Genomic DNA, 22,911 nt, shown 5'->3' with positions numbered 1-22,911 from the left:
GAGTGCCAGCTGGCTGTCGCAGCAGCGTAGGACGCCCCAGCTGACGTCGTGGGCGATTCCCGCCATTCACATCGAATGCACACGGTCCACGCCTCAGGCAATCCCCGCCATTTATCCTGACGCGATGGCTCAGGACCGCATCACCGTTGATGTTCGAGACGGCATCGCTTACGCGACGCTGAACCGAGCGGACAAGATGAACAGCCTCGACCTACCAATGCTTGAGGCACTCGCCTCTGTCCCCGCTCAACTGGCGCGAGATCGATCGGTGCGAGTGGTGATCCTGCGCGGTGACGGGCGGGCGTTCTGCACTGGGCTGGATTTCGCCGGCGCCAAGCTGTCGGGGCTCGCCGCGATACGCAACTTCGGCAAGCTGCCCGGCCAGACGACCAATCTGTTCCAGAAGGCGTGCTGGGCCTGGCGCGAGCTTCCGGTACCGGTGATCGCCTCGTTGCACGGCCACTGTTACGGCGGCGGGATGCAACTCGCCCTGGCGGCCGACTTCCGGATCGCGACACCGGACTGCAAGGTGTCGATCATGGAGGCGCGGTGGGGACTGATACCGGACATGACCGGCAGCGTGACGCTGCGTGAGCTGCTTCCGATGGACGTGGCCAAGCGGCTGACCATGACCGCAGAGATCTTCCCCGCGACCGACGCCTTGCGGTACGGGCTGGTGACCTCGGTCGCCGACGATCCGGTTGCGGCGGCCGAGGAACTGGCCGCCCAACTGATCGAACGGTCACCAGATGCGTTGGCGGCCACCAAAAAACTGTTCCACTCGACCTGGACATCTGCGCCGCGCTGGGCGTTCTGGACCGAGTCGGCGCTGCAGCTTCGGCTGCTCCGCGGGCGAAATCATCGATTGGCACGGAAAGCTGGTCGCGACGGCTTTCCGACGTGGGAACCACGATCATTGGGGTGAGCGCCGGAGCTCGTCGTACCTGTCACGTGAGTGCCGGTCTGGACCGGCGCGTCGAACTGCCCGCCTTTGGGCGACACGTTCGTCGTAGAAGTCCGCAGTGCACCGGCAGGCGTCCCGTGGTCCGTTGACTTGCCGCCAGAGCTCAACAGTCCGAGCGTCTTCGGGGATGTGCCCGCTGTCGCCGACAGTGCGGACACCTTCGGGCCCGGCACCGGAGCCGCGGCCGCGACCTTCGGCGTCACCCCGGCAACCGTGACGGGTACCGACGCCGCTGCCGCATTCCGGACGGTGTTGATCGCGGTACCGATCGCATTGGCGATGACGGTGCCGGCTGCAGTCACGACGCCAGCCGCGGTGCGTATACCTGCAAGGAGTGCCTGGACCGGGTTGCCCGTCGCGGCCAATTCCTTCGCCACCGCGTTGGGGACCTGGAATGCGCCGGCCAGCACGTCGTTGAACGCCGGGAAGATCACGGCCGCAACGACATTGATGGCCTGCACCACCGCGACCTCGACGACGCCGTGAGGCATGACCGTGGGCGTGGGATTCGGCACGAAGGGTGCGTTCAGCGCGTTGAAGGTGTCCAGGCGCGCCTGCCCGATGGCAGCCAGGATCGCCGATGGACCACCGGTAACGGCCGGGATGATGTTGAGCAATCCGACCACCCCGACCTCGAATGCATTCAGAGCGCGCTGTGCGGGTATGGCCGCATCGACGGCGATGGCCTTTTCGATCGCGGTATCGGTCGGGCCGGTCACCGATTCGGCCGCGACTCCGATCGCTTGCAAGAGGTTGTGCGACTGCAGCGCGGCGAACAGGGTGCCGGGCACCTGCAGCATGGTCGAGACGGCCGTGACGCCGGTCTGCACCAACAGCGGGCAGATCAATGAGCAGTAGACAGTCTGGTTGTGCAGAAAGCTGGTGATCAGGCCACCCGGCGGAACGGTCGTGGCGGCGAGTCGGACCTGCTGCACCGTTGTCGGTGGCGACTGGGTGATCGGGGCCAGCGGCGCGGCGACCGCCGCGGTGATACTCATCGTGGCGATCCCGACAGTTGCAGCGTGGACGCGTAAGCGTTGCATAGTGACCCCTTGCCTCGGTGGTGACATAAGTGCCACGTTCGCCAGCCCCGGCAGGTTCAATTCAATTGGACGTGAGTGTCACTTTTGACGCTCAGGCGGACAGCAGCCGCGCTCACCCCGGACAGCGCGGGAGTGATCGGCGTGGGCTCGTCGCCGACGGCGCCGATCGGAAAATCGCACTCCAAGTTGTCTGGTCAAGCCACTAAATACATTGTTTCCGTGCAGCTTTCAATATCTCTTCAGCGGTGTTGAGCGTGCCGTCTTCGTTACGTGCGGGGACTACGGGCAGCCCAGCAGCGCGGCGCAAAACCATCGCAGCCAGATTGCTGCTCGTCGTGCATGGCACGACCAGCACGTTCGCCCGAGCCTGGTCACCCTTGATGGCCATGATGTGCTGGGGTCTGGTCTGCCAATCCTTCCAGTTCAGGTTGGGTGGATTGTGCATTGGCGCCCAATTGATGTCTATTTCGGCAACTTTTCCCAATCGCGAGTCGAGCGCCGCAACCAGATCAGCAAGTTCGTCGGCAATCGCGGCCGTGTAGGGCCACCATCCCCCGTCGATCTCATGGCCGAGGTCATACGCCAACGAGAGCCGGACCGGCTTGCCAGAACGTGGCTTCGGCATGACGTACGCCATTACTCAGATGCCGAATATGTGGACGCGCCGATGTGCTTCACGGAGACCCCTCACGGTCGAAACAGCGACCACCCCACGCGGGGCGAAACGGAGGACTTAACGCAGCCGAAGCGCCTGCGTTCGGGCGAACCGCTGGCCGCTAAAAGACATCTCCGCTACCCACCTTACGCTGAACCTGCACTTCATGGCGCCCGACCACTCGAATCAGCACGCGCCTGACCCGCTGGCCGTAGACTCCACCGATGGCGCCAAAATGCCCCCGGTGCGGCTGCGCCGGCATGTACCCGCTACCTCCCGTCAAGGCCGGCAGCGGGCGGCGGTGGGAGTGCTTCGATTGCGGCAAGACAGTTTTTCGCGGGGCACCCGGCGCCGGCCCGGCTCCGGTCTAACCCTCGTCCTTTCTGGCTGTCGATCAAATCTTTCGATATTTGGATCGCTGCCCGCGGTATTCAACTGAACACCCCATTGGCCGACCGTTACCGCGCCGTGGTGGTGAACCGATCGCGATACTGCCTAGGCGAAATACCAAGACGCGCAACGAACGTCCGCCGCATCGTTTCGGCACTGCCGAACCCGGCGGCCCGGGCAGCCCGTTCGACACTGTGCCCGCCTTCCATGAGGGCCTTGGCGTGGTCCAGTCGCACCCGTTCGACGAATTTCGCGGGGGTGGTGTCGAGTTCGGATGCGAACAGCCGAGTCAGGTGGCGGGAACTGACACCGACCCGGGCCGCCAACTTGCTCGTACTGTGGTCCAGGTCAGGCTGCGCACAAATCAGGTCGACCACTGTCCGCAGGGTCGGCACGCGAGGCGGGCGGACATCCAGATACGTAGAGTACTGAGATTGCCCGCCCGGCCGTTGCATGAACACCACGAGGCTGCGCGCGACCGCACGCGCGAGGTCAGGACCGTGATCGTGTTCGACGAGCGCGAGTGCAAGGTCGATTCCGGCCGATACCCCCGCCGAGGTGAAGGTGTCGCCGTCCACCACGAACAGCGCGTCGGGCTGGACCTCGATATCGGGATAGGCGCGCGCAAGCAGTTCGGCGTGCCGCCAGTGCGTGGTTGCGCGGCGGCCGGCCAACGCCCCCGCCGCAGCGAGAACGAACGATCCGGTGCAAATGGACACCAATCGCTTGGCCCGAGGGACGAGGCCGCGCACCGCATCGATCAGATCTGGCGCAATGGGCTGTCCGACCAGGACGTCACCGCCGGAGATGATGACCGTGTCAGGCTCCAGCACGTCGGCGGCCGCAGCCTCGACCGGCAGCTGAATTCCGGTAGAGGTCAGAACCGTTGCCCCGGAAGGCGATACATAACTGAGGGTGTATTCGGCTCCGAACAGGTTGGCCTCGGCGAAGACCTCGGCCGGCCCCGCCACATCCAGCGTCTTGGCACCGTCGAACACGACGAACACGACATGGTGGCGGCCACGCGTAGTCGTCATGGGTTCAGTCCGCCGGTCACCAGACACTGAGCGATCCTTACATCTCGTGTCCGCGTGCGGGCCCGGTCGGTGCATCCGGATCGCTGTGGCCCTCATGCGTGCTGGTGTGGTGGTGCGGCTGCTCGCCCATGGTGTGGTCCATCTCGGGTGCGCCGTTCATCATCTTGAGCATCGCCACGCCACCGGTACGCACGAACCGCCACACCAGCACGGCCCCGAGGCCGAGGAACACCAGGTTGAGCCAAGTGGTGTAGTTCCAGGAGATGCCTTCGTCGGGCATCTGGGCGCTCTGCCGGTCGGGCACCAAACCGGTAGCGGTGAACAAGATCTCGACGAAGTAACCGGCGAGGACCATGGACAGATAGAACACCGTGGCGATCACGACCGTCATGCGGAGGCCGTAGTAGCGGCGGTAGATGTTGAGAATCGGCAGGATCAACAGGTCGGCGAAGATGAACGCGACGACCCCACCAAAGCTGATGCCGCCGCTCCACAGCACCACCGCCAGCGGCACATTGCCGATCGAGCAGACGAAGCTGACCACGGCCACCAGAGGACCGATGATCGGACCCCACACCGCCGAGGCGGTGGGATGACCGTCGATGAACAGGCCCTGCCAGAACGAGTTCGGCACCCAGGCCCCGATGGCGCCGGCGATCAAGAGCCCGGCTACCAGGTCGCGCCAGATCGCGGCCCACTCCATCACGAAGACATGCGCCACCGAGGTGAGTCCCTCGGCCGATAGCAGCCGCGTCCAGAAGCTGCCGGTACCGGCGATGGACATGTCCATCGCCGCATGCCCTTCCATCGATCCGGCCACGCCCTTGTCGGCCTGCGCCGCTGCCTCACGTATTAGGTTTTGACGCAACACAATTCGAAATATCAGCGCAACACCGATGATGATGATCGGACCGCCGAGGAACTCGGCGAGGGTGAACTGCCAGCCCATCAACAGGGCCAGGATGATGCCCAGCTCGATCACCAGGTTGGTGGAGGCGATTTCGAACACCATCGCGGCAGTGAAGGTGGCGCCCTTGCGAAACAGTGACCGCGCCAGCGCCACTGCCGCATAAGAACACGAGGACGAGGCAATGCCCAGGCCCGTCGCGATCGCCAACGTACGGGGCGAATCGCTGCCGAGTAGTCGCACCACAGCGGCACGTTGAACGACCGCCTGAACCACCGCCGACAGCAGGAAACCGAGTATCAAAGCCCAGAGGATCTCCCACGTCATCGACCCCGTCAGCGACAACGCGTGCCCGATCGCCGTCATGTCCGCTCCCTTGCTCGGATTCCCACTCTGCCCTCTCTAGAGGCATAGTGACGCCCTCTCTGGAGGTATAGCGCCCCAGCCGGGTCGCCGGCACCGGCTTCGTCCCACCCGACGCGGCCGGCTGCGGTGCCGCCGACGGACTGGGCTGACGCCGCGCCGTGCACCGATATCAGCTGCGCCACAACATTTTTAACGTCGGTCAGACCTTTCCAAGAATTCCGAGACGGCGCTGCCGATACCGATCGACGATCGCGGTCATAAGCTGCTCAAATAGCGCGCTTTCCATCCTTCTGAAACTCGTTCTATCCACTGAAACTCTGGACAAACGCGGTTAGGATCAGCCGCTATGAGTTCACTGACAATTCGACGCCTGGGCGTCATCATCGGTTCAGGTGCGCTGATCACCTCAGGTGCCCTGCTGGCCGGTTGTAGCAACGGCGGTCAACCGACGACCCCGACGACGAGCACAACCACAACTACCACCACCACGACTTCGGTGACGCCTACCGAAAAGAGCATCAACCCCGGTGGCCCCGCCTTCACGCCGGCTCCGCCCGAGCACCGTGGGAATGTCGGCTGAACCGGCTCGATCACTTGGCTGCGACGCGCCGATGACGTAGGCGTTGCCGCGGATTCAGTTAACTTCCGTCGCCGCGACTTTGATGGCTAACGCGGCGAGTTTGCCGTCCAGCGCCAGAGCCGCCTCTCGCAGCGACGGATTGTCCTCGATGACCATGAGCGAGCTCGGTTTCACATAGGTCAGGCTACTTCGACCACCGGCTTCGTCGGCGATCAGCAGCTCGACTGGCGCGAACAATCCAGCCGCCAGGTCGTGCCGGATCATCGTGATCGCGATCAAGGGGTTGCCGAGGATGACCCGCAACGCCTTGCGGTTGATCCCGGCCGACGGCAACCACCCACCGTGGTCGATGAGGTGCATCAGCATGAAGTCGCTGGGCCCCAAGTGCCGCGAGACCTCCCCCGAGAACGACTCCCAGTCACTCAAAGTCGTTGCAGCAAAATCACTTATCGCAGGAGGATCGGCACCGATATCCGCCAGCAGCGCGGCGACCAACTCCTCGTATGTCTTGTCGCTGTCGAGGCGGACCCTGACACCCTCGAATCGGATCTCGTGCGGTTCAGTCACCTCACTCATCCTCCTCGGATATCCCGCTTGAGGACAACAGCTATCGACACGGAGATTGCGGCGGAATCCGGCACGGCGAGCTATCAAGGAGCGCACGACGCCACCGTCGCAGCGGACAACGGGCACCGATCACACGGAAGGCGCCTCCGCAATTCGCCTCTCGGCGGGCGGGACGACGTGCAGATACAGATGCGGGTCGGTCGTTCTCCCGTCACTGCGCTGGACCAGTATTGACCCCGACACCGAACGCAACCAGCGAACCGAAGGCACCGGCGATGGACCTTGACACACGAACCTTCTACGCCATCAACGCGATCGCCCGAGACACCCCGTGGTTGCGTCCGCTCATGGCCTGGTACGCCAACGACGGGGTTGTCCTATTTGTGGCACTACTGGTGGCCGGATGGTGGCTCGCCCGCAAGCGCGTAGATCCGACAGCAATGGTGGCGGCGGTGTGGGCTCCGCTGGGTGTGGTCGCTGCGCTGTGGCTGGTGAACCGACGCCTTGGCACCGTTGCGGCAGTGGCCGCGGCCTTGATGGCCTTCGCACGCGTCTACGTGGGTGCGCACTACCCGCGCGACGTGCTGGCCGGCCTCGCGCTGGGCATTGTGGTCAGCCTGGCCGGATACTTCCTCAGCCGGCCGCTCTTGCGCCCCCTGCTTGATCTCGTCAGCAAGACCCCGCTACGCAGACTGGTTACGACGACACCCGGCCGCGCCGCGCCCCCCGACTCACACCGATAGCCCGACCCCAACCTCACCCCTTCCCCTGCCGACAGTGCCCGCATTCAGGCACCGACGTCCGCGCGGTAGGGAGTCCGATGATCGATGACCACCCTGCCCTGGATCCGCCCCTGTTCCATCTCGGTGAGCACAGAATTGATCTCACCGAGATGTGCACGAGTGACGGTCGGCTTGATCAATCCGCGGGCATAGAAGTCCAGCGCTTCAGCCAGATCCTGTCGAGTTCCCACTATCGACCCGCGAATGGTCAAGCCCTTCAACACAATGTCGAAGATCGGTGCCGGAAAGTCCCCTGGCGGCAGTCCGATTAACACTATGGTGCCGCCACGCCGCGCCATACCGATCGCCTGGCGAAAAGCCTGCGGTTGCACTGCGGTGACCAGAACACCGTGTGCACCGCCAGTGGCGTGCTGGACAGCCTCCGCGGCATCGCCCGCCCGAGCGTTGACCACCACCTCGGCGCCAAGGCTCTTGGCCAGAGTCAGCTTCGCCACATCGACGTCGACAGCGACAACCCGAAGGCCCATCGCATGCGCGTATTGAACAGCGATGTGTCCGAGTCCACCGATCCCGGAGATCGCCACCCATTGCCCCGGCAGGGCCCCGCTGACCTTGAGGCCCTTGTACACCGTCACGCCGGCACACAAGATCGGAGCGACTTCGACCGGGTCAGCGCCGTGCGGGATCCGGGCAGCGTAGTCCGCATTGACCAGCATGTAGGTTCCAAAGCTCCCGTTCACGGTGTATCCACCGTTACTTTGGTGCTCGCACAGGGTCTCCCGGCCGCTGCGGCAGTACTCGCACCGCCCGCATGCCGACCACAACCACGCGTTGCCGACTTTGTCGCCGATCTCAAGGTCGCGAACGCCTCCACCGAGAGAAACCACAGTGCCGATCCCTTCGTGGCCGGGCACGAATGGAAGCTCCGGCTTGACCGGCCAATCACCCCGCGCCGCATGCAAATCCGTATGGCAGATGCCAGACGCGTCGAGATGGACCAGGGCCTCCCCATAACCCGGCGAGGGCACTTCGAGTTCAGTTATTTCCAGTGGTGCGCCATAGGCGGTGACGACTGCGGCACGCATGGTTGTCGTGGCAGTGCCATTGGCTGGGGCGGACAAAGCCTGAGTCATGATCTATTTCCATCAACGAAAGTTATTTGTGTAAAAGGTCTTTCACGTCATCGGGCAAACAGCAGCGAGCAGTCGGAATCGTCGAGGACCTTGCGGGTCTGGCCGTTGGTCAGCTCCTCGACCAAGCCGGCGTGATCGCCGGCGACGATGACGAGCTGATCGATGGAGGCGCTCTGCTGCAAGAAATCGGTCATATGGCTCGGCCTGGGTAGCGTGACCGATTGCACATCGCTGTTACCTGCTTCCTTGAGCAAGCGATTCAGTGCGGCGCGCACCGGATGTCGAGGATCATTCGCCTCGTTCGAATGTGACCACGATTCCAACACCAGGATCGGGGAATGGCGCCATACGGCCTCGTTCTGCGCCACCTTCAATGCCGCTGTGGCCGAGTCTGATTCGTCGAGGACCACGATGATCCACTTATGGCGGTCGAATGCCCGCTTGGTATGTGGCGCGTGCACGATCGCGACCGATCCGACCGCTTTTTGAGCGACCTCTGCAGCGGTGGAACCCCGCGGACCGTCTGGCGAGTCATGGGTTCCCCGGTGACCCATACAGACCATCGACGCGTGCCGGGATTCTTCGACCAGGCAGTCAGCCGGGCGTCCGGATGCGATTTCGGATTCGACTTTGACATCGATGTTGCTGTCTGAGATTGCAACCCAGGCTTTGTGCAACGCGTGCTGTGCTCGGTCGATGCTTTCCTGCCGTTGGGATTCATCGGATTCAATGACGTAAACCAGGCGCAACGTAGCGTCTCGGCTCGCCGCCTCGACTGCGGCCCACCGCGCCGCCCGCAGTGCCGGTTTCGAACCATCGATGCCGACGACAACAGGTTCTGCGTCAACTGTTTCGTTCATGGTCCGTCCTTGCCTCGTACTGGTTGTCCGTGATTGCCACCCTACGAGTCCGCCTGGCGCCGGAATACTGCCCAAGGTCCCATGCTTCGGGTACTTGGTCCCTCCAACCATGGCCGCGAGTAGCGGTGCTGTGCGCTGTGCCACTCACAGCGCAGAGCGGCACATCTCGATGGCGTCCTCGACCGACGCGGCGACGGGCTGAGAAGTGTCGATACCGAGCGCCTCGGGCCAGATCTCAGTTTCCTGCGCCATGGCAGCAGCTATCTCCGGTGTGACTTCGGACGCACCGACGCATCGACCGGCAATCCGGTTCTGAGCGATGTAAAGAGGTGCTGTACAGCACAATTCGACCACCGGACAGCTGTTTTCATGACCAATTGCGCGGGCACACTCACGCGCTTCGGCATCACGCCAGGTGCCGTCCAAGATCACCGACTGCCCCTGCGCAAGAAGTGATCCTGCCCGGTGCAGCATCGCTTTGTATACCGCATGGACGTTGTGCGGGCTGTAGCGTCCGGTATCGTAGTGTCCGGCAGGACCATCCAGCTGTCCCGCCGCTCGGAGTTCTTCGCGAACGTCGTCGGTCGATATCACCTGTGCGGCCAGTGCACCTCCCAAAGCGCTTGACAGCGTGGATTTTCCGGCTCCTGGGCCACCGCCCACGAGGACCAGACGAACGGTCGCACGCTGCAGATTGTCGATCGCCAGTTCCAGATGCCGCAGCGCGTCCGCGTGGGCCAAGCCATCGCCTTGTTCCATGCGCACACAGTCGACTTTCGCGCGCACGACGGCCCGGTAGGCACAGTAGAAGTAGGCCAGGGAGAACGGCGCATCCTCTTCGGCGGCGCCACGGTAGCTGGCGAGAAAGCTGTCGGCAAGTTCGTCGGCACTCAGAAATTGCAGATCCATTGCCAGAAACGATGCGTCGTCCATACCGTCGACATAGCGCAGTTGGTCGTCAAATTCCAAGCAGTCCAATATGACCGGGCCACCGGCGGTACAGAAGATGTCCGCAGCCTGCAGGTCACCATGTCCATCGACGATCCTGCGCCGATCGATCCGCTGCGCAAACAACATTGCGCGACCGTCGACATACTGCCGGAACAGGTGGTCGATCTGGGCGATGGACTTGCCGATGTCGAGGCGCGTGGCCCGGCGGACGAGTTCTACGAGATTCTGCTCCCACCGCGCAACGATCGCCGTGCGGCGTCCAGCGGCGTTGATCTCCCTGCCACGTGGGGACTCCGCATGCAATCGGGCCAACTTCTGTGCGATGGCATCGAGATGGCCGCCTGCCCACAACGCACGACCCACGATCGTGGAAAGGCGTTCGTCGTCTGGGTACCGGCGCATCTCGATCACGGGTTCACCCGGACCACCTTCGGGGCCGACGAGGTGCGCCAGACCGATATAGCTGTCCGCGGACAGCCGGCAGTTCAATTCGATCTCCCTTCGGCAAGCATGTTCTCGGCTCAGACGTGTACTGAAATCCAGAAAGTCGGTGATCACTGGCTTCTTCGACTTGTAGGCGCGGTCCCCGGCCAATACCACTACGCCGGTGTGCGTTTCGCACACTTCGATCCGTTGCGTCGGAACCTCGTGGTCTTTGCGGACACCTGATGTGGCAACAAGATTCATGACAGAAATCCTCGCGGCAACTGCACCCCGGTGCTGCGGTCATCTGGCCTCTGCTCAACGCCAAAAGTCACACGCGCGAGCAATGGTGACTTCCGGCCCTGTCCGCACCACCGCCAATCGCGGCACCGTGGAGACCGAACGTCATCGACGGCGAGAAGGACACACCATGACCAAGACCTCCATCACGGTTCAGGACATCCAGGACGCGGTACACCTGGCCTGCCGCGCCCCGTCATTCCACAACAGTCAGCCATGGCGCTGGGTTTTCGAATCCGGCTCCCTGCGGCTGTTTCTCGATACCGATCAGCTGGTCGGCTCGGACCGCTCCGGACGGCAGGCGTTGTTGAGTTGTGGCGCTGCTTTGGACCATCTTCGAGTGGCTATGGCAGCACGTGGTTGGTCCACCAACGTCGACCGCTTTCCCAATCCCAACGATCGGCACTACCTTGCCGACATCGACTTCAGCCCAGCAGCGGGTGTCACGGCGGCACAACGCCGAGCCGCCGACGCTATTCTGTGCCGAAGAACCGACCGGTTGCCGTTCGAGAAAGTCGAGGACTGGCCGGCGTTCGAACAACTGCTGCGGCTCTCGGTGGACACCCGCCCCGTCCACGTTGACGTCCTGGCTGCCCGGCAACGTACTGAACTGGCCGAAGCCTCTCATCTCGCCGATGTCCTACGGATGTACGACGCCGCTTACCATTCCGAATTATCTTGGTGGACATCACCGTTCGGCGCAGTGACCGGAATTCCGCACAGTGCACTGGTGTCCGCGCCAGAAAGCGACCGCGTCGACATCGGACGCTCGTTCCCGGTGACCCACAACCGGGAGCGGCGCCACGAAATCGACGATGACCAAGCAACGGTGGTGGTGATCTCAGCATTCGACGACACCGGTAGGGACATCCTGGAATGCGGCGAGGCGCTCTCTGCGGTGCTACTCGAGGCCACCATGGCTGGGCTGGCCAGTTGCACCCTTACCCATATGACCGAGCACCCGGCCACTCGCGGCATCATCAGCACGCTCACCGGACACCAGCTGCCGCAGGTACTGGTGCGCATCGGGGTCGCCCCTGTTCTGGATCAAGTTCCGCCGCCGACGCCGCGCCGCCTGTTATCCGATGTTCTTCACTACCGGACCGATGCCAGCACGCGTGCCGAATCCTGAGCCCCGCGTCGTCATGCAATGGTCTTATCCGTCAGCACCATCGCGGTTTTTTCGGCACTGGCCTTGATGGCGCCGAGCATGGAGTGGACCGAGAGTCCGATGAGCGGCGCCTCCAGTTCCCGGACAAAGACCTGCCCCGGATGGCGCAGCCCGCTCCGCATACGCAAGATCAGGCGCGTCGAACCGGTCCATCGCGCAGCGATGACAACCGAACAAACGGTCGGCGCGGTGTCCGGGCCCGCCCGCAGCACCAGCGATCGTTCTGGATCAACGTCGACGACGGCTGCTGCAGTGCAGACAAAGCCGACGTCCACCAACGGCGGAAATCGGACGCTGTCACCAGGAAGTAGGCGCCCGGTTCGCCCGCTGACATCGTCACTGTCAGTCAGTTCAGCGGTCAGCGAGGCCCACACAGCGCAGGGCTCGGCCTGCACCGTGATCGCCGCCGTGGTTTGAAATACAGGTTTGGAAACCATGGTGTCGCCAGGCATTTTCGACCGGGACTCCTCCTTTGTGGCGCCCCAGTTCCGGAAGACCCGACGAGTCCCGTACAACGCAGATGCCAGCAATGCGCCGGTCAACAGATGCTTGTTCATGACGTCCACGATTGCGGCCGCACAGGGATGGCACTAGGGCACACAGCCCCAATGTCACGGCCAAGGGTCCCACCACTGAAGGCCACTGCGACCAGGCAGTAGGGACCAATGCCCCTGCTGCGGGTCGTGCCCCCTCACCTAGCGTCATGAACATCCAGATCGGCGCGTTCAGGAGAGTGCAAATCATGTACAGATCAGCTTCACCGTCTCCGGCTGTCGTGGTCGGTGTCGACGGATCGCGGTGGTCCGTGGATGCCGCCTTGTGGGCGACTGATGAGGCGATCGGTCGTGATGTGCCGCTGCGCCTGCTTTACGTGGTCGAGCCACGCGCACATGGCGCGTTCGACACAGAGCAGGCCGCCCGCGACCTGGCATGCGCCGATGTGTCCGTGCGCCGGATTCTGGTCGCGGTGGAGTCCACAGAGAAGCCGGTCAAGATCGAATGGGAAGTACTCCAGGGAGAGCCGACCCGCGTCCTGCTGACTGCAGCTAGATCCGCAGATCTGGTGTGCGTCGGCTCGCTGGGCATTGCACATTCGACCGGACGGCGTCTAGGTTCCACCGCAACCGCGCTGTCAACGTCGGCGCAATGCCCCGTTGCCATCGTCCGAAGCGAGCAACGTTGGTCAACCCAGCCGCGACACGTCGTCGCCGAAATCGACGAAAGTCCGGACAGCGCCGACATTCTCGACGCTGGGATCAGCGAAGCGCGGTTGCGCGGCGCACCGCTCACGATCCTGGCTACCTGGCAGTCCGAGCTCGACGATATCCAGGAAAGCGGGAAGGACGAAAAAGCCTGTGCACGATTGGAAAAGCGCCTCGCCCGGTACCGCCTGGCTAATCCGGAGGTCGAGTTCAATCCTGTCGCAGTCCGCGGGACGACGATGAATTACCTTGACCGTCACGCTGATTCGATCCAGCTGCTCATCGTGGGCCGAAGCCGGCGTTGCGGTTTGGGAGAAATTGTCGGGTCAGCACACACGACTGCGCACCCGATCGGCTGCTCCGTGCTGATTTGCCAGCATCATCACCGTCTCTGATCAATTCCTGGCCTATCGTCGTGGAAGGGCGCAATCAAACATCCGGAGGGCACACACATGGTCACAGTGTTTCTGGTCGACGATCACGAAGTGGTGCGTCGCGGCCTCATCGACCTGCTCAGCGCCGACCCTGAACTAGAGGTCATCGGTGAAGCAGGGACGGTGGCTCACGCCATGGCCCAAATCCCTGCGCTCAGACCCGATGTCGCGGTCCTCGATGTGCGCCTGCCAGACGGCAACGGCATCGAACTCTGCCGCGATCTGCTGTCGCGTCTGCCGGATTTGCGGTGTCTCATGCTGACGTCGTTCACCTCTGACGAGGCCATGCTCGATGCGGTCCTGGCCGGAGCCAGCGGCTACGTCATCAAGGACATCAAGGGAATGGAACTGGCCGAAGCGATCAAGACGGTCGGCGCGGGTCGGTCACTGCTGGACAACCGTGCCGCCGCCGCATTGATGGCAAAGCTGCGCAATGAAGCCGAACGATCGGATCCCCTGTCAGGCCTGACCGATCAGGAGCGAGTGCTGCTCGATCTGCTCGGTGAAGGATTGACCAACAAGCAGATTGCCGCACGGATGTTTCTGGCCGAGAAGACGGTAAAGAACTACGTCTCCCGCCTGCTGGCCAAACTCGGCATGGAACGCCGGACCCAAGCCGCCGTCTTCGTGTCAAAACTGGGCCGCCCACAGCAGTCCGAACGCTGACCCTCAATTCGCACAAACCTCGCCGAGCCGCGCTGACGATGACACAATCGCGTCCGTGACCGGTCGTTTGTTGAACGAAGACGGCGGTGAGCATCCACTGCGGGCACCGTTGCCCGGACTGCGACTGCGCGAGCTGCTCAGCGAGGTCCAGCAGCGGGTTGAACAGATCATCGAAGGCCGCGATCGTCTCGACGGTCTCGTCGAGGCGATGCTCACGGTCACGTCTGGTCTGGAACTCGACGAAACTCTGCGGACCATCGTGCACACCGCGATCGAGTTGATCGACGCGCGGTATGGAGCACTTGGAGTCCGCGGCTCCGAGCATGAACTCGTCGAGTTCATCTACGAAGGCATCGATGAAGTCACCCGACAAAAGATCGGCCCGCTCCCCCAAGGACACGGCGTCCTCGGCCTATTGATCGACGAGCCGAAACCCATTCGGCTGGAAGATATTCGGACCCACCCGGCCTCCGTGGGATTTCCGGACAATCATCCGCCCATGCGTACCTTCCTCGGTGTACCGGTCCGGATCCGCGATGAGGTTTTCGGCAATCTGTATCTGTCCGAAAAGGTCTCCGGACAACCGTTCAGCGAGGACGACGAGGTCCTGGCTCAAGCGCTGGCCGCCGCGGCCAGCATCGCCATCGAGAATGCACGCCTCTACGACCAGTCGCAACGACGCCGCGCTTGGATCGAGTCCACCCGTGACATCGGCACCGCGCTGCTGTCAGGGACCGAACCTGCGCTGGTATTCCGACTTATCGCTGAGCAAGCACGCTCCCTGACCGATGCGAACGCGGCGCTGGTCGCAGTGCCAGATGAGGATGACGCGCCGAGCGACGAGGTCACCGAGTTGCAGATCGTCGACATCGTCGGCGACGTACGAACGACGTCACTGCAGATCGCTGTCACCGACGGGCCGATCGGAAACGCGTTTCATCAACGAATACCGTCGCGCTGCGCGGCCGCGGACCTCGCCACTGCCATCGCGCCCGATATGGAGCATGTCCTGGCGCTGCCGCTACGCACCACCGAGACGGTCCTCGGAGTTTTGGTCCTGCTCCGGCGTACCGAACGGCAGCCATTCACCGACGACCAGCTGGACATGATGGCGGCGTTCGCCGACCAGGCCGCGCTGGCCTGGCAACTTGCCGCCACCCAACGGCAAATGCGCGAACTCGACGTTCTCGCCGATCGTGACCGCATTGCCCGCGACCTGCACGACCATGTCATCCAGCGGCTGTTCGCCGTCGGCCTGACACTGCAGGGCGCGATCCCCCGGGCACGATCCAGCGACGTGCAGCGGCGCATCACCGAATGCGTTGATCAGCTACAGGACGTCATCACCGAAATCCGCACGACTATTTTCGATCTTCACAGCAACGCGGCCGGCAACACGCGGCTCCGCCAACGAATCGATGCTGCCGTCGCCGCGTTCTCCAGCAGCGAACTACACACCGCCGTCCGCTACGACGGCCCGCTGTCGGTGATCGAACCTGAACTCGCCGACCACGCCGAAGCGGTTGTGCGCGAGGCGGTGAGCAACGCCGTCCGCCACGGCCACGCCACCGCCATCACCATTACCGTCAGTGTTCACAACGATCTGAGCATCGAAGTAACCGACAACGGCGAAGGGCTGTCGGACGGAATCACCGAGAGCGGCCTGGCCAACCTCCGCCATCGGGCGCATGAGAGTGGCGGTGACATGACTGTGGAACCGGCGAACGATCGCGGCACGGTGCTGCGGTGGTGGGCGCCGCTACCGTAACAGGTCATGCGGCACAATCGATTACCGCGAGAAGTGATCTCGTCGTCCTGCGTCGTCATGGTCGAACACCTGCCATTCGGTGGCCCACGCGGCATACCGTTTACGGTCGAGTCGCCAATGACGATGGCCATCGAATATGACTGGCGACGGCCCATCTGAACTCCATCGGAACACCAAGTGACCTATTGCTCTGTTGGACACGCGTCTTCAAACCGCAGCATGGATAGATGGACCCGCTATCTGCCGGATACCCAGCGAGGTGAATCCGATGTCCCATACATTCCCGGACCGCGAGACGATACGCGCCGCAATGGCATTGGCCACGCGCGCGCCGTCGGTGCACAACACCCAACCGTGGCGGTGGCGGATCGGCGAGCACAGTGTGCACTTGCACGCCGAACCGTCACTTCATCTGATTCACACTGATCCTGATGGACGCGACCTGCTCGTCAGTTGCGGAGTGGCATTGCACCACGCTGTTGTAGCGCTCTGCTCGCTCGGATGGCAATCAACGGTGCGCAGGTTCCCCAACCCGGCAGAACCCAACCATCTTGCCGTGATCGAAGTGGTTCCGTGCACTCCGCAGCACGCTGACATCACACTTGCCGCGGCGATTCCTCGACGCCGAACCGATCGCCGATACTTCAGCGGATGGCCGGTCGCGCTCGGGGATATCGCGCTCATGACCGCGCGCGCCGCCCGCGTTGGTGTCGGACTGCGCCGAGTATCGCCCAACGATGTTCTCAGAACCGCACTGCGGCAAGCGGTTTACCAACACGCTCAAGACTTGGAATACCTCACCGAACTGACCACCTGGAGTGGCCGCTACGCGTCCGTCGCCGGGGTCCCGGCGCGTAGCACCCCGGTACCAGACCAGACCGCCACCATCCCCGGCCGAATCTTCGCGGGGCCTGCACTCGGCCAACCGGCCGGGGCGATCGTCACCGATGACAACGGATCATTGGTGGCACTGGGCACCTCGACCGACTCACCGACCGACAGACTCCGAGCCGGGGAAGCCACCAGCGCAGTACTGCTTACCGCAACGGCTCAAGGACTGGCCACTTGCCCGGTCACCGAGGCGCTCGAAAATCCGCAATGCCGAGACATGGTTCGATCGGATGTCTTCGGCAATGAGTTGTTTCCCCAGATGCTCGTCCGCATCGGTTGGGCACCTCTCAATGCCGACCCCTTGCCATCAACTCCACGGCGACCGTTAGCAGACGTGGTGTCCTGGATCGACGGAACGGCATTCACCTGACGACCGCGGCATGCAACCGACCCGATTGGTCAATGGCCCTCTCCTGCAAAAGAACCCACGATATCCCGACCAGTATGAGGTTCCCATCATGAGCTCGTCACCGCAGATCCGGAACCGCACCCGCATGTTCGCCCGGGTGCTCGGCCCGTACCTTCTCATCTCGGCCGCCACCCTGGTGGCTCGCCCTTCATACGCCAGCGCTCTGGTGCGCGGATTCGAAGCAAACACGGTGTGGCCCTGGATCACCGGAGCGTTCGTCTTGCCGATGGGACTGGTCGTGATTGCATTGCACCCCTATTGGCGGGGTGCGGCCGCGGCCACCATTTCGACACTCGGGTGGATGACCGTATTCAAGGGAGTTGCCCTGATGACGTTCCCCCGTACCTACCTGTTGACGGGGCAAGACGCCGTTGGAGCGGCACCTTGGTGGCAGATCAGCGTCATCATCATGGTGCTTGTCGGGTTGTACCTCACCATTGTCGGCTGGATCCCGAATCGTCGCACCGCTGAGTCCGGGACCGCGGCAGCCGATGCCCTCTAGGCTCCATCGCGGTGAATTTGATTGGTGCACGGGTTTGTTCGCGGGACGATAGCTCCACCGGTTCCGCAGATCGACCAGCGCGCGTGGGCACATAGGGAAGCAGCAAGAGGATGCAACCACCTGACCGAATTCTGTCTGGGCACGATTGGGCAGGCACGGCGACGGCGCGACCTCAGTGATCACACACCCGAGATGAGCGAGCCGATCAACGCCACCGCGCAGACACCCATGATCGCCACGATCGCCCAGCCCATCACGTTGGCAAAGGTGTTGTTGACGCGATCACCCATGATCGACTTGTTGTTGCCGACCAACGTGATCATCGCCATCAACGGCGGCGCCAGCACACCGTTGAGCGCCGCGGCGTAATAGAGCATCCGAAAGGGCGGTATTCCAACGAAATTCAAGGCCACTCCAGCGATGGTGGCCAGGGCTATGACCAGATAGAAAGCCCGGGCCTCACGAAACGTGTACCCCAGACCGGCCTTCCAGCCCAACGCTTCGGACAATGCATACGAGGCAGACCCCGCCAGCGTGGGTACTGCCAGGAAGCCCACTCCCACGATACCGATCGCGAACAGCAGAAACGCGAGATCACCAGCCAGCGGACGTAGCGCGGCCGCCGCTTGATCCGGCGTATCCACCGTCAGCACACCCGCCTGGTGCAGTGTCGACGCACACGTCAGGATGATGAAGAACTGCACGATGTTCGAAAAGCCCATCCCGACTGCAGTATCGACACGCATGTTGCCAATATCGTGGCGCGACAACACCGGCACACCTTTGCCGTAATACACCATCCTGCCGCGGGCAAAGTCCTCTTCCGCTTCTTGATCAGCCTGCCAGAAGAAGCAGTACGGAGTGATGGTGGTCCCCAACACCGCCACGATGTTGAGTATGTAGTCGCGGGACCATTGCAGGTGCGGGACAATGGTATTCACCGCAACAGTGGGCCACCACGGGTGGTGGACGACGACCGCCGCAGCCACATAAGCCAGCAGCACCAGACAGATGTACTTGAGAAATCGCGCGTAGGCCGGATAGGGAACGAACACCTGCAAGAGCAGGGAGATCCCGACGATCACCGCCAGCCAAACGAGGAATGGCACATGCACCAGCATCTGTCCGGTCGCAGCCATTGCACCGAGGTCTGCCCCGACATTGACCGTGTTGGCGACCAAGAGCAGCGAGACGGCGACGATAAGCACTCTGCGCGAGTAATGCTCGCGCAGCACTGCCGCCAATCCTCGGCCGGTAACCATCCCGACTCGCCCCGAGATTTCCTGGATCGCGGCCATGAACGGATAAGTCCAAGCCGCCAACCACAACTGCGCATACCCGAATTGCGCTCCGGTCTGACTGTACGTCTGAATGCCAGATGGATCGTCGTCGGATGCCCCGGTGACAAACCCTGGGCCTAGAACTCGCCACGCCGAGGCCACCCTGGGCTGCACTGCCAGGACGGAGGCTCGACATATACGGACTGCTTTGCGTGCTGACGACTTGTCTAGCAACATCGCATATCCCATCTCGCGGCGACGGTCAGGCGTTTATGGGCGGAACGTGAACAGCAGAACGGCCAGGTCCGTCAACAACAGTGCGTGAACACCCAGCGGCACCCAAATCCCGTGTTTGCGCGTCGCAGTGAAGAACGACAGCGCGATGGCCAGTCCGGCGGCGACCAATGGGCCGTATGCCGTAACACCAAACCAGAATGCGGTCGGACCGTAGTGCCGGCAGGGATAATCGGCGCAACGCGCGAGACCCATCACTGCGCCGAAGGCGCAGAGCGTGACGAACATGGCGACGGGAATTGTCAAAACGGCCAATAGCCAATTGAGCCAAGGCCGGCGGGCCACACCGCTGGTGCTCAGTGTGGCACGGTTCGTCGATCCGAAGAGCCCAAACGTTGTGCTCGTTCTCGGGGTGACAGCTTCGGCCACGATGCTCCTCAGGTCGGTTACCGATGGCGGGCTTACGCGTCGATTCCATCGCTTACCCTCCACGAGCGATAGGGCCGCAAGTCCCAACCCGACGTGGCGAGCCCGCGACCGGTGCCGAAAGTCCCAGAGACTGTGTCCGATTAGCCCTGCCATCGACACGCGGACCGGGCTCAGCATTCGTTCGACGAACACCTCGGGACGGAACCTAAGGCTCGGATGGTTGGTGACTTTGGTCCATTGCCGGGGTGCGCATCACGAACCGATGATGGTGGCACACCGTCACTTCAGGAGCAGAAATGATTGATCATCAATGGGACGACGCCAACTCGATTCTCACGGTGAGACCCGAATCACCTTTGGAAACAACCGACTTCACCGAACTCGCACAGACGGTCGACCCTAAGATCAAGCAGAGCGGTGATCTCGCCGGCCTAATCATCGACGCTCCGCAATTTCCAGGTTGGGACAGTTTCGGGGCACTGGTGACCCACATCCGATTCGTGCACGATCACCACAAACACGTAAAGAAAATCGCAGTCGTCACCGATTCACCGGTCGCTGCTGTCGCACAGCACTTGGTATCGCATTTTGTCGCAGCCCAGATCCGTCAGTTCCCGGCGGGCCAGGTCGAGCAGGCCCGCAAATGGATCGCGGACATCGATGCAACCGGCTGATCGTCCGATCGGGGCAGCGGACGACGAACGGTACTCGGAAGTGGTAGTACGTAATATGGCTTCCTCGATCATGCGCGGTTGGCAGGTGCGAACCCCCGGGCCGATCGACACACATCCGCTCGAATTCGGCACCACAGCCGTTCCAGAACCTGCCGACGACGAAGTGCTCATTGCCGTCCGGGCCTGCGGTGTCTGTCGGACCGATCTGCATGTCGCCGAAGGAGACCTGCCGGTTCATCGTCCGCACGTCACACCTGGTCACGAGGTGGTCGGTGAGGTGGTGGCCATCGGCGACCGGACAGAGAACGACCTCACCGTCGGAGACCTCGTCGGTGTCGCTTGGCTCAGACACACCTGCGGCCGCTGCCGGTTCTGCATCCGTGGAGCCGAGAATCTCTGTCCGCAGTCCAGCTATACCGGCTGGGACGCAAACGGTGGCTACGCGGAATTCCTGACGGCGCCAGCAGATTACGTCCATCGGTTGCCCAGTGGCTATTCGGATGCCGAACTCGCTCCGCTGCTCTGCGCCGGCATCATCGGTTACCGGTCCTTGATGCGCACCGATCTCCCCGCCGGCGGTCGCCTCGGCATCTACGGTTTCGGTGGTAGTGCCCATATCACTGCCCAGGTGGCGCTGGCCTACGGTGCCGAGGTGCACGTCATGACCCGTGGCGATGCTGCCCAGCGGTTGGCTCTGGAGTTGGGGGCTGCCTCCGCGCAAGGCCCCGCTGACCCACCGCCGGTACCGCTCGACGCTGCGATTTTATTTGCCCCCGTGGGGGATTTGGTGTTGCCTGCGCTCGAAGCCCTCGACCGTGCCGGCACGCTGGCCATCGCCGGTATCCACCTCACCGACATTCCCGTGCTCAACTACCAGCGCCACCTCTTTCAGGAACGTCAGGTGCGATCAGTAACCTCCAACACCCGCGCGGACGCTCGCGAGTTCCTCGCGTTCGCCGGCAGCCATCACATCCAGATCACCGCCCCGACCTATGCCCTGGACCGGGCCCAGGATGCATTGAGCGATCTTGCTGCAGGGCGTATTTCGGGCGCGGCCGTCCTTCAAGTCTGCTGAACCGCAGCAAAACCGCCGCGCACCAACTGATCGTGTTCATCGACCGGGATCACCTACCCGCACCGTCGGACATCGAGGACGACTCCCGAAATCTCATCAAAAGCTGACCGATTCGCCAACGGCATCGGATGGTTGGGCGATCCACTCCCCCGACGGCTGACAGCGGGCGATATCATCGTCGAATGGCGATGATAGGTGGAATGGTGGATCGCGACGAGCTGGCGCCGGCGGCGGCGTTGTTCCGATCCCTGGGAGATCCGGCCCGGTTGGCGATCGCTCGGCAGTTGGCGGTGGGCCCGGCGCGGGTGGTCAACCTCGTGGAGATGACGGGGCTGGCACAGTCCACAGTCTCCAAACACCTTGCGTGTATGCGTGATTGCGGCCTGGTGGCGTCAGAACCGGTTGGTCGCGCATCGTTGTTCCGGCTGGCCGAACCAGCGCTGCTGAATGTTCTGGCCGCAGCCGAGACGTTGCTGGCCGCCACCGGTGCCCGTGTCGCGCTGTGCCCCACCTATGGTGTTGCCGGCGCCAGTGAAGAGACGTGCTGATGAGCGGCCGCCCGGAACCCGATGAACAGTCGAGGTTGGCACAGCAAGGCTGCTGTGCCAGTGGCGGAAGCTGCGCCGAACCTGCGGCAGGCGCGGTGATTGATCCGGGGTGGCGGCGCGCCGCGGGCCGAGCGCGGCTGTTGTCGTGGTTGTCTCTCGCGTATATGGGCCTAGAAGGCACGGTCGCGGTGATCGCTGCAGTCGTCGCAGGCTCGGTGGCGTTGTTGGGTTTTGGGCTCGATTCGGTCATCGAGGGCCTGGCCAGCGCGACCATCGTATGGCGGTTCACAGGAAGCAGGACCCTGTCCGAGTCTGCCGAGGCCGTTGCACAGAAGGCGGTGGCGGTGACGTTCTTCCTGTTGGCTCCCTACATCGCCTATGACGCGATCGTCACCCTCGTGGCCCGGGAGCGCGCCGCAACGAGTTGGGTAGGGATCGGGTTGTCGATCAGCAGCCTGATCGTGATGCCAATTCTGGGGATCGCCAAAAAGCGTCTCGGCGTGCGCCTGGGTTCGGGCGCCACGGCTGGAGAGGGCGCTCAGAATCTGCTGTGTGCATATCTGGCCGCGGGAGTGCTTATCGGGCTACTGGCGAACACTTTCCTGGCCTGGTGGTGGTTGGATCCCGTTGTAGCACTGTTCATTTCCGGACTGGCCATATGGGAGGGCATGAAGTCCTGGCGAGGAGAAGATTGCTGTTGACGGTCGAT

Annotated in this window: 24 protein-coding genes; 13 read left to right on the top strand and 11 right to left on the bottom strand. The window is 62.9% G+C overall.

Annotated features, from left to right (window positions below; genetic code table 11):
- Positions 1-124 precede the first annotated feature (124 nt).
- The gene (locus tag ABIA30_RS20665; protein WP_370068813.1) at positions 125-925 is read left to right on the top strand and encodes a crotonase/enoyl-CoA hydratase family protein; all 801 of its coding nucleotides are present in this window, start codon (positions 125-127) and stop codon (positions 923-925) included.
- On the opposite strand, the gene ABIA30_RS20660 is transcribed toward ABIA30_RS20665, so the two are convergent.
- From ABIA30_RS20660 to ABIA30_RS20645, 4 genes are all read right to left on the bottom strand, one after another.
- Positions 859-1,962: a hypothetical protein gene (locus ABIA30_RS20660; RefSeq protein WP_370068812.1), complete on the bottom strand. Its 1,104-nt coding sequence runs from the start codon at positions 1,960-1,962 to the stop codon at positions 859-861. The two genes, ABIA30_RS20665 and ABIA30_RS20660, sit on opposite strands and share 67 nt — an antisense overlap.
- A gap of 247 nt (positions 1,963-2,209) precedes the next feature.
- Positions 2,210-2,632 (bottom strand): DUF5994 family protein, encoded by a 423-nt coding sequence (locus ABIA30_RS20655; RefSeq protein WP_370068811.1) that lies wholly within the window; start codon positions 2,630-2,632, stop codon positions 2,210-2,212.
- Between the two features lie 488 nt (positions 2,633-3,120).
- Entirely contained in the window at positions 3,121-4,089 is a 969-nt protein-coding gene (locus ABIA30_RS20650; RefSeq protein WP_370068809.1) for a GlxA family transcriptional regulator, read from the bottom strand.
- Between the two features lie 37 nt (positions 4,090-4,126).
- Positions 4,127-5,362, bottom strand: a complete 1,236-nt coding sequence (locus ABIA30_RS20645; RefSeq protein ID WP_370068807.1) for a permease — start codon at positions 5,360-5,362, stop codon at positions 4,127-4,129.
- 346 nt (positions 5,363-5,708) lie between these two features.
- On the opposite strand from ABIA30_RS20645, the gene ABIA30_RS20640 reads away from it, so the two are divergent.
- Positions 5,709-5,942, top strand: coding sequence for a hypothetical protein (locus tag ABIA30_RS20640; protein WP_370068805.1), 234 nt, complete (start codon positions 5,709-5,711; stop codon positions 5,940-5,942).
- A 54-nt stretch (positions 5,943-5,996) separates the two neighbouring features.
- On the opposite strand, the gene ABIA30_RS20635 is transcribed toward ABIA30_RS20640, so the two are convergent.
- Complete coding sequence (locus ABIA30_RS20635; RefSeq protein ID WP_370068803.1) at positions 5,997-6,509, bottom strand: DUF302 domain-containing protein; 513 nt, start codon at positions 6,507-6,509, stop codon at positions 5,997-5,999.
- 275 nt (positions 6,510-6,784) lie between these two features.
- Between ABIA30_RS20635 and ABIA30_RS20630 the strand changes: the two genes are divergently transcribed.
- On the top strand, positions 6,785-7,252 hold the full coding sequence (locus tag ABIA30_RS20630; RefSeq protein ID WP_370068802.1) for a phosphatase PAP2 family protein: 468 nt from the start codon (positions 6,785-6,787) through the stop codon (positions 7,250-7,252).
- A 44-nt stretch (positions 7,253-7,296) separates the two neighbouring features.
- Here ABIA30_RS20630 and adhP read toward each other — a convergent pair whose 3' ends face one another.
- From adhP to ABIA30_RS20615, 3 genes are all read right to left on the bottom strand, one after another.
- Complete coding sequence (adhP, locus tag ABIA30_RS20625) at positions 7,297-8,385, bottom strand: alcohol dehydrogenase AdhP (RefSeq protein ID WP_370068801.1); 1,089 nt, start codon at positions 8,383-8,385, stop codon at positions 7,297-7,299.
- Positions 8,386-8,432: 47 nt separating this feature from the next.
- On the bottom strand, positions 8,433-9,245 hold the full coding sequence (locus ABIA30_RS20620) for a universal stress protein (RefSeq protein ID WP_370068799.1): 813 nt from the start codon (positions 9,243-9,245) through the stop codon (positions 8,433-8,435).
- 144 nt (positions 9,246-9,389) lie between these two features.
- A complete protein-coding gene (locus ABIA30_RS20615) occupies positions 9,390-10,598 on the bottom strand; it encodes an AAA family ATPase (protein ID WP_370069042.1) in 1,209 nt (402 codons plus the stop codon).
- 451 nt (positions 10,599-11,049) lie between these two features.
- On the opposite strand from ABIA30_RS20615, the gene ABIA30_RS20610 reads away from it, so the two are divergent.
- Complete coding sequence (locus ABIA30_RS20610; protein ID WP_370068798.1) at positions 11,050-12,051, top strand: NAD(P)H nitroreductase; 1,002 nt, start codon at positions 11,050-11,052, stop codon at positions 12,049-12,051.
- 11 nt (positions 12,052-12,062) lie between these two features.
- Here ABIA30_RS20610 and ABIA30_RS20605 read toward each other — a convergent pair whose 3' ends face one another.
- On the bottom strand, positions 12,063-12,656 hold the full coding sequence (locus tag ABIA30_RS20605) for a hypothetical protein (RefSeq protein ID WP_370068796.1): 594 nt from the start codon (positions 12,654-12,656) through the stop codon (positions 12,063-12,065).
- A 137-nt stretch (positions 12,657-12,793) separates the two neighbouring features.
- On the opposite strand from ABIA30_RS20605, the gene ABIA30_RS20600 reads away from it, so the two are divergent.
- From ABIA30_RS20600 to ABIA30_RS20580, 5 genes are all read left to right on the top strand, one after another.
- The gene (locus ABIA30_RS20600; RefSeq protein WP_370068794.1) at positions 12,794-13,687 is read left to right on the top strand and encodes a universal stress protein; all 894 of its coding nucleotides are present in this window, start codon (positions 12,794-12,796) and stop codon (positions 13,685-13,687) included.
- A 57-nt stretch (positions 13,688-13,744) separates the two neighbouring features.
- Positions 13,745-14,392, top strand: coding sequence for a response regulator (locus tag ABIA30_RS20595; protein ID WP_370068792.1), 648 nt, complete (start codon positions 13,745-13,747; stop codon positions 14,390-14,392).
- A 55-nt stretch (positions 14,393-14,447) separates the two neighbouring features.
- Positions 14,448-16,160 (top strand): GAF domain-containing protein, encoded by a 1,713-nt coding sequence (locus tag ABIA30_RS20590; protein ID WP_370068790.1) that lies wholly within the window; start codon positions 14,448-14,450, stop codon positions 16,158-16,160.
- Positions 16,161-16,428: 268 nt separating this feature from the next.
- Complete coding sequence (locus tag ABIA30_RS20585) at positions 16,429-17,421, top strand: NAD(P)H nitroreductase (protein ID WP_370068788.1); 993 nt, start codon at positions 16,429-16,431, stop codon at positions 17,419-17,421.
- Positions 17,422-17,509: 88 nt separating this feature from the next.
- Entirely contained in the window at positions 17,510-17,962 is a 453-nt protein-coding gene (locus ABIA30_RS20580) for a hypothetical protein (RefSeq protein ID WP_370068786.1), read from the top strand.
- Between the two features lie 179 nt (positions 17,963-18,141).
- Here the strand turns inward: ABIA30_RS20580 and ABIA30_RS20575 are convergent, their stop codons facing one another.
- Together ABIA30_RS20575 and ABIA30_RS20570 are read right to left on the bottom strand one after the other, a co-directional pair.
- A complete protein-coding gene (locus tag ABIA30_RS20575) occupies positions 18,142-19,479 on the bottom strand; it encodes an NRAMP family divalent metal transporter (protein WP_370068784.1) in 1,338 nt (445 codons plus the stop codon).
- A gap of 33 nt (positions 19,480-19,512) precedes the next feature.
- Positions 19,513-19,821 (bottom strand): hypothetical protein, encoded by a 309-nt coding sequence (locus ABIA30_RS20570; protein ID WP_370068782.1) that lies wholly within the window; start codon positions 19,819-19,821, stop codon positions 19,513-19,515.
- 380 nt (positions 19,822-20,201) lie between these two features.
- Here ABIA30_RS20570 and ABIA30_RS20565 point away from each other — a divergent pair, with 380 nt between their 5' ends.
- The 4 genes from ABIA30_RS20565 (at position 20,202) to ABIA30_RS20550 (ending at position 22,903) form a co-directional block, all read left to right on the top strand.
- The gene (locus ABIA30_RS20565; protein ID WP_370068780.1) at positions 20,202-20,579 is read left to right on the top strand and encodes an STAS/SEC14 domain-containing protein; all 378 of its coding nucleotides are present in this window, start codon (positions 20,202-20,204) and stop codon (positions 20,577-20,579) included.
- 55 nt (positions 20,580-20,634) lie between these two features.
- Positions 20,635-21,654, top strand: a complete 1,020-nt coding sequence (locus ABIA30_RS20560; protein ID WP_370068778.1) for a zinc-binding alcohol dehydrogenase family protein — start codon at positions 20,635-20,637, stop codon at positions 21,652-21,654.
- A gap of 182 nt (positions 21,655-21,836) precedes the next feature.
- Positions 21,837-22,202, top strand: a complete 366-nt coding sequence (locus ABIA30_RS20555; protein WP_370068776.1) for an ArsR/SmtB family transcription factor — start codon at positions 21,837-21,839, stop codon at positions 22,200-22,202.
- A gap of 188 nt (positions 22,203-22,390) precedes the next feature.
- A complete protein-coding gene (locus ABIA30_RS20550; RefSeq protein WP_370068774.1) occupies positions 22,391-22,903 on the top strand; it encodes a cation transporter in 513 nt (170 codons plus the stop codon).
- The last annotated feature ends 8 nt before the right edge of the window (positions 22,904-22,911 follow it).

Source organism: Mycobacterium sp. MAA66 (genome assembly GCF_041261665.1).
Taxonomy (GTDB): domain Bacteria; phylum Actinomycetota; class Actinomycetes; order Mycobacteriales; family Mycobacteriaceae; genus Mycobacterium.
This window is presented reverse-complemented; position numbering and strand designations above follow the sequence as displayed.

Bases quoted from the DNA above. Each gene is read 5' to 3' on its own strand.
- ABIA30_RS20665 (WP_370068813.1), top strand. From the start codon at position 125: ATGGCTCAGGACCGCATCACCGTTGATGTTCGAGACGGCATCGCTTAC.
- ABIA30_RS20660 (WP_370068812.1), bottom strand. From the start codon at position 1,962: ATGAGTATCACCGCGGCGGTCGCCGCGCCGCTGGCCCCGATCACCCAG.
- ABIA30_RS20655 (WP_370068811.1), bottom strand. From the start codon at position 2,632: ATGCCGAAGCCACGTTCTGGCAAGCCGGTCCGGCTCTCGTTGGCGTAT.
- ABIA30_RS20650 (WP_370068809.1), bottom strand. From the start codon at position 4,089: ATGACGACTACGCGTGGCCGCCACCATGTCGTGTTCGTCGTGTTCGAC.
- ABIA30_RS20645 (WP_370068807.1), bottom strand. From the start codon at position 5,362: ATGACGGCGATCGGGCACGCGTTGTCGCTGACGGGGTCGATGACGTGG.
- ABIA30_RS20640 (WP_370068805.1), top strand. From the start codon at position 5,709: ATGAGTTCACTGACAATTCGACGCCTGGGCGTCATCATCGGTTCAGGT.
- ABIA30_RS20630 (WP_370068802.1), top strand. From the start codon at position 6,785: ATGGACCTTGACACACGAACCTTCTACGCCATCAACGCGATCGCCCGA.
- adhP (WP_370068801.1), bottom strand. From the start codon at position 8,385: ATGACTCAGGCTTTGTCCGCCCCAGCCAATGGCACTGCCACGACAACC.
- ABIA30_RS20620 (WP_370068799.1), bottom strand. From the start codon at position 9,245: ATGAACGAAACAGTTGACGCAGAACCTGTTGTCGTCGGCATCGATGGT.
- ABIA30_RS20615 (WP_370069042.1), bottom strand. From the start codon at position 10,598: ATGCGCCGGTACCCAGACGACGAACGCCTTTCCACGATCGTGGGTCGT.
- ABIA30_RS20610 (WP_370068798.1), top strand. From the start codon at position 11,050: ATGACCAAGACCTCCATCACGGTTCAGGACATCCAGGACGCGGTACAC.
- ABIA30_RS20600 (WP_370068794.1), top strand. From the start codon at position 12,794: ATGAACATCCAGATCGGCGCGTTCAGGAGAGTGCAAATCATGTACAGA.
- ABIA30_RS20595 (WP_370068792.1), top strand. From the start codon at position 13,745: ATGGTCACAGTGTTTCTGGTCGACGATCACGAAGTGGTGCGTCGCGGC.
- ABIA30_RS20585 (WP_370068788.1), top strand. From the start codon at position 16,429: ATGTCCCATACATTCCCGGACCGCGAGACGATACGCGCCGCAATGGCA.
- ABIA30_RS20580 (WP_370068786.1), top strand. From the start codon at position 17,510: ATGAGCTCGTCACCGCAGATCCGGAACCGCACCCGCATGTTCGCCCGG.
- ABIA30_RS20575 (WP_370068784.1), bottom strand. From the start codon at position 19,479: ATGTTGCTAGACAAGTCGTCAGCACGCAAAGCAGTCCGTATATGTCGA.
- ABIA30_RS20565 (WP_370068780.1), top strand. From the start codon at position 20,202: ATGATTGATCATCAATGGGACGACGCCAACTCGATTCTCACGGTGAGA.
- ABIA30_RS20560 (WP_370068778.1), top strand. From the start codon at position 20,635: ATGGCTTCCTCGATCATGCGCGGTTGGCAGGTGCGAACCCCCGGGCCG.
- ABIA30_RS20555 (WP_370068776.1), top strand. From the start codon at position 21,837: ATGGCGATGATAGGTGGAATGGTGGATCGCGACGAGCTGGCGCCGGCG.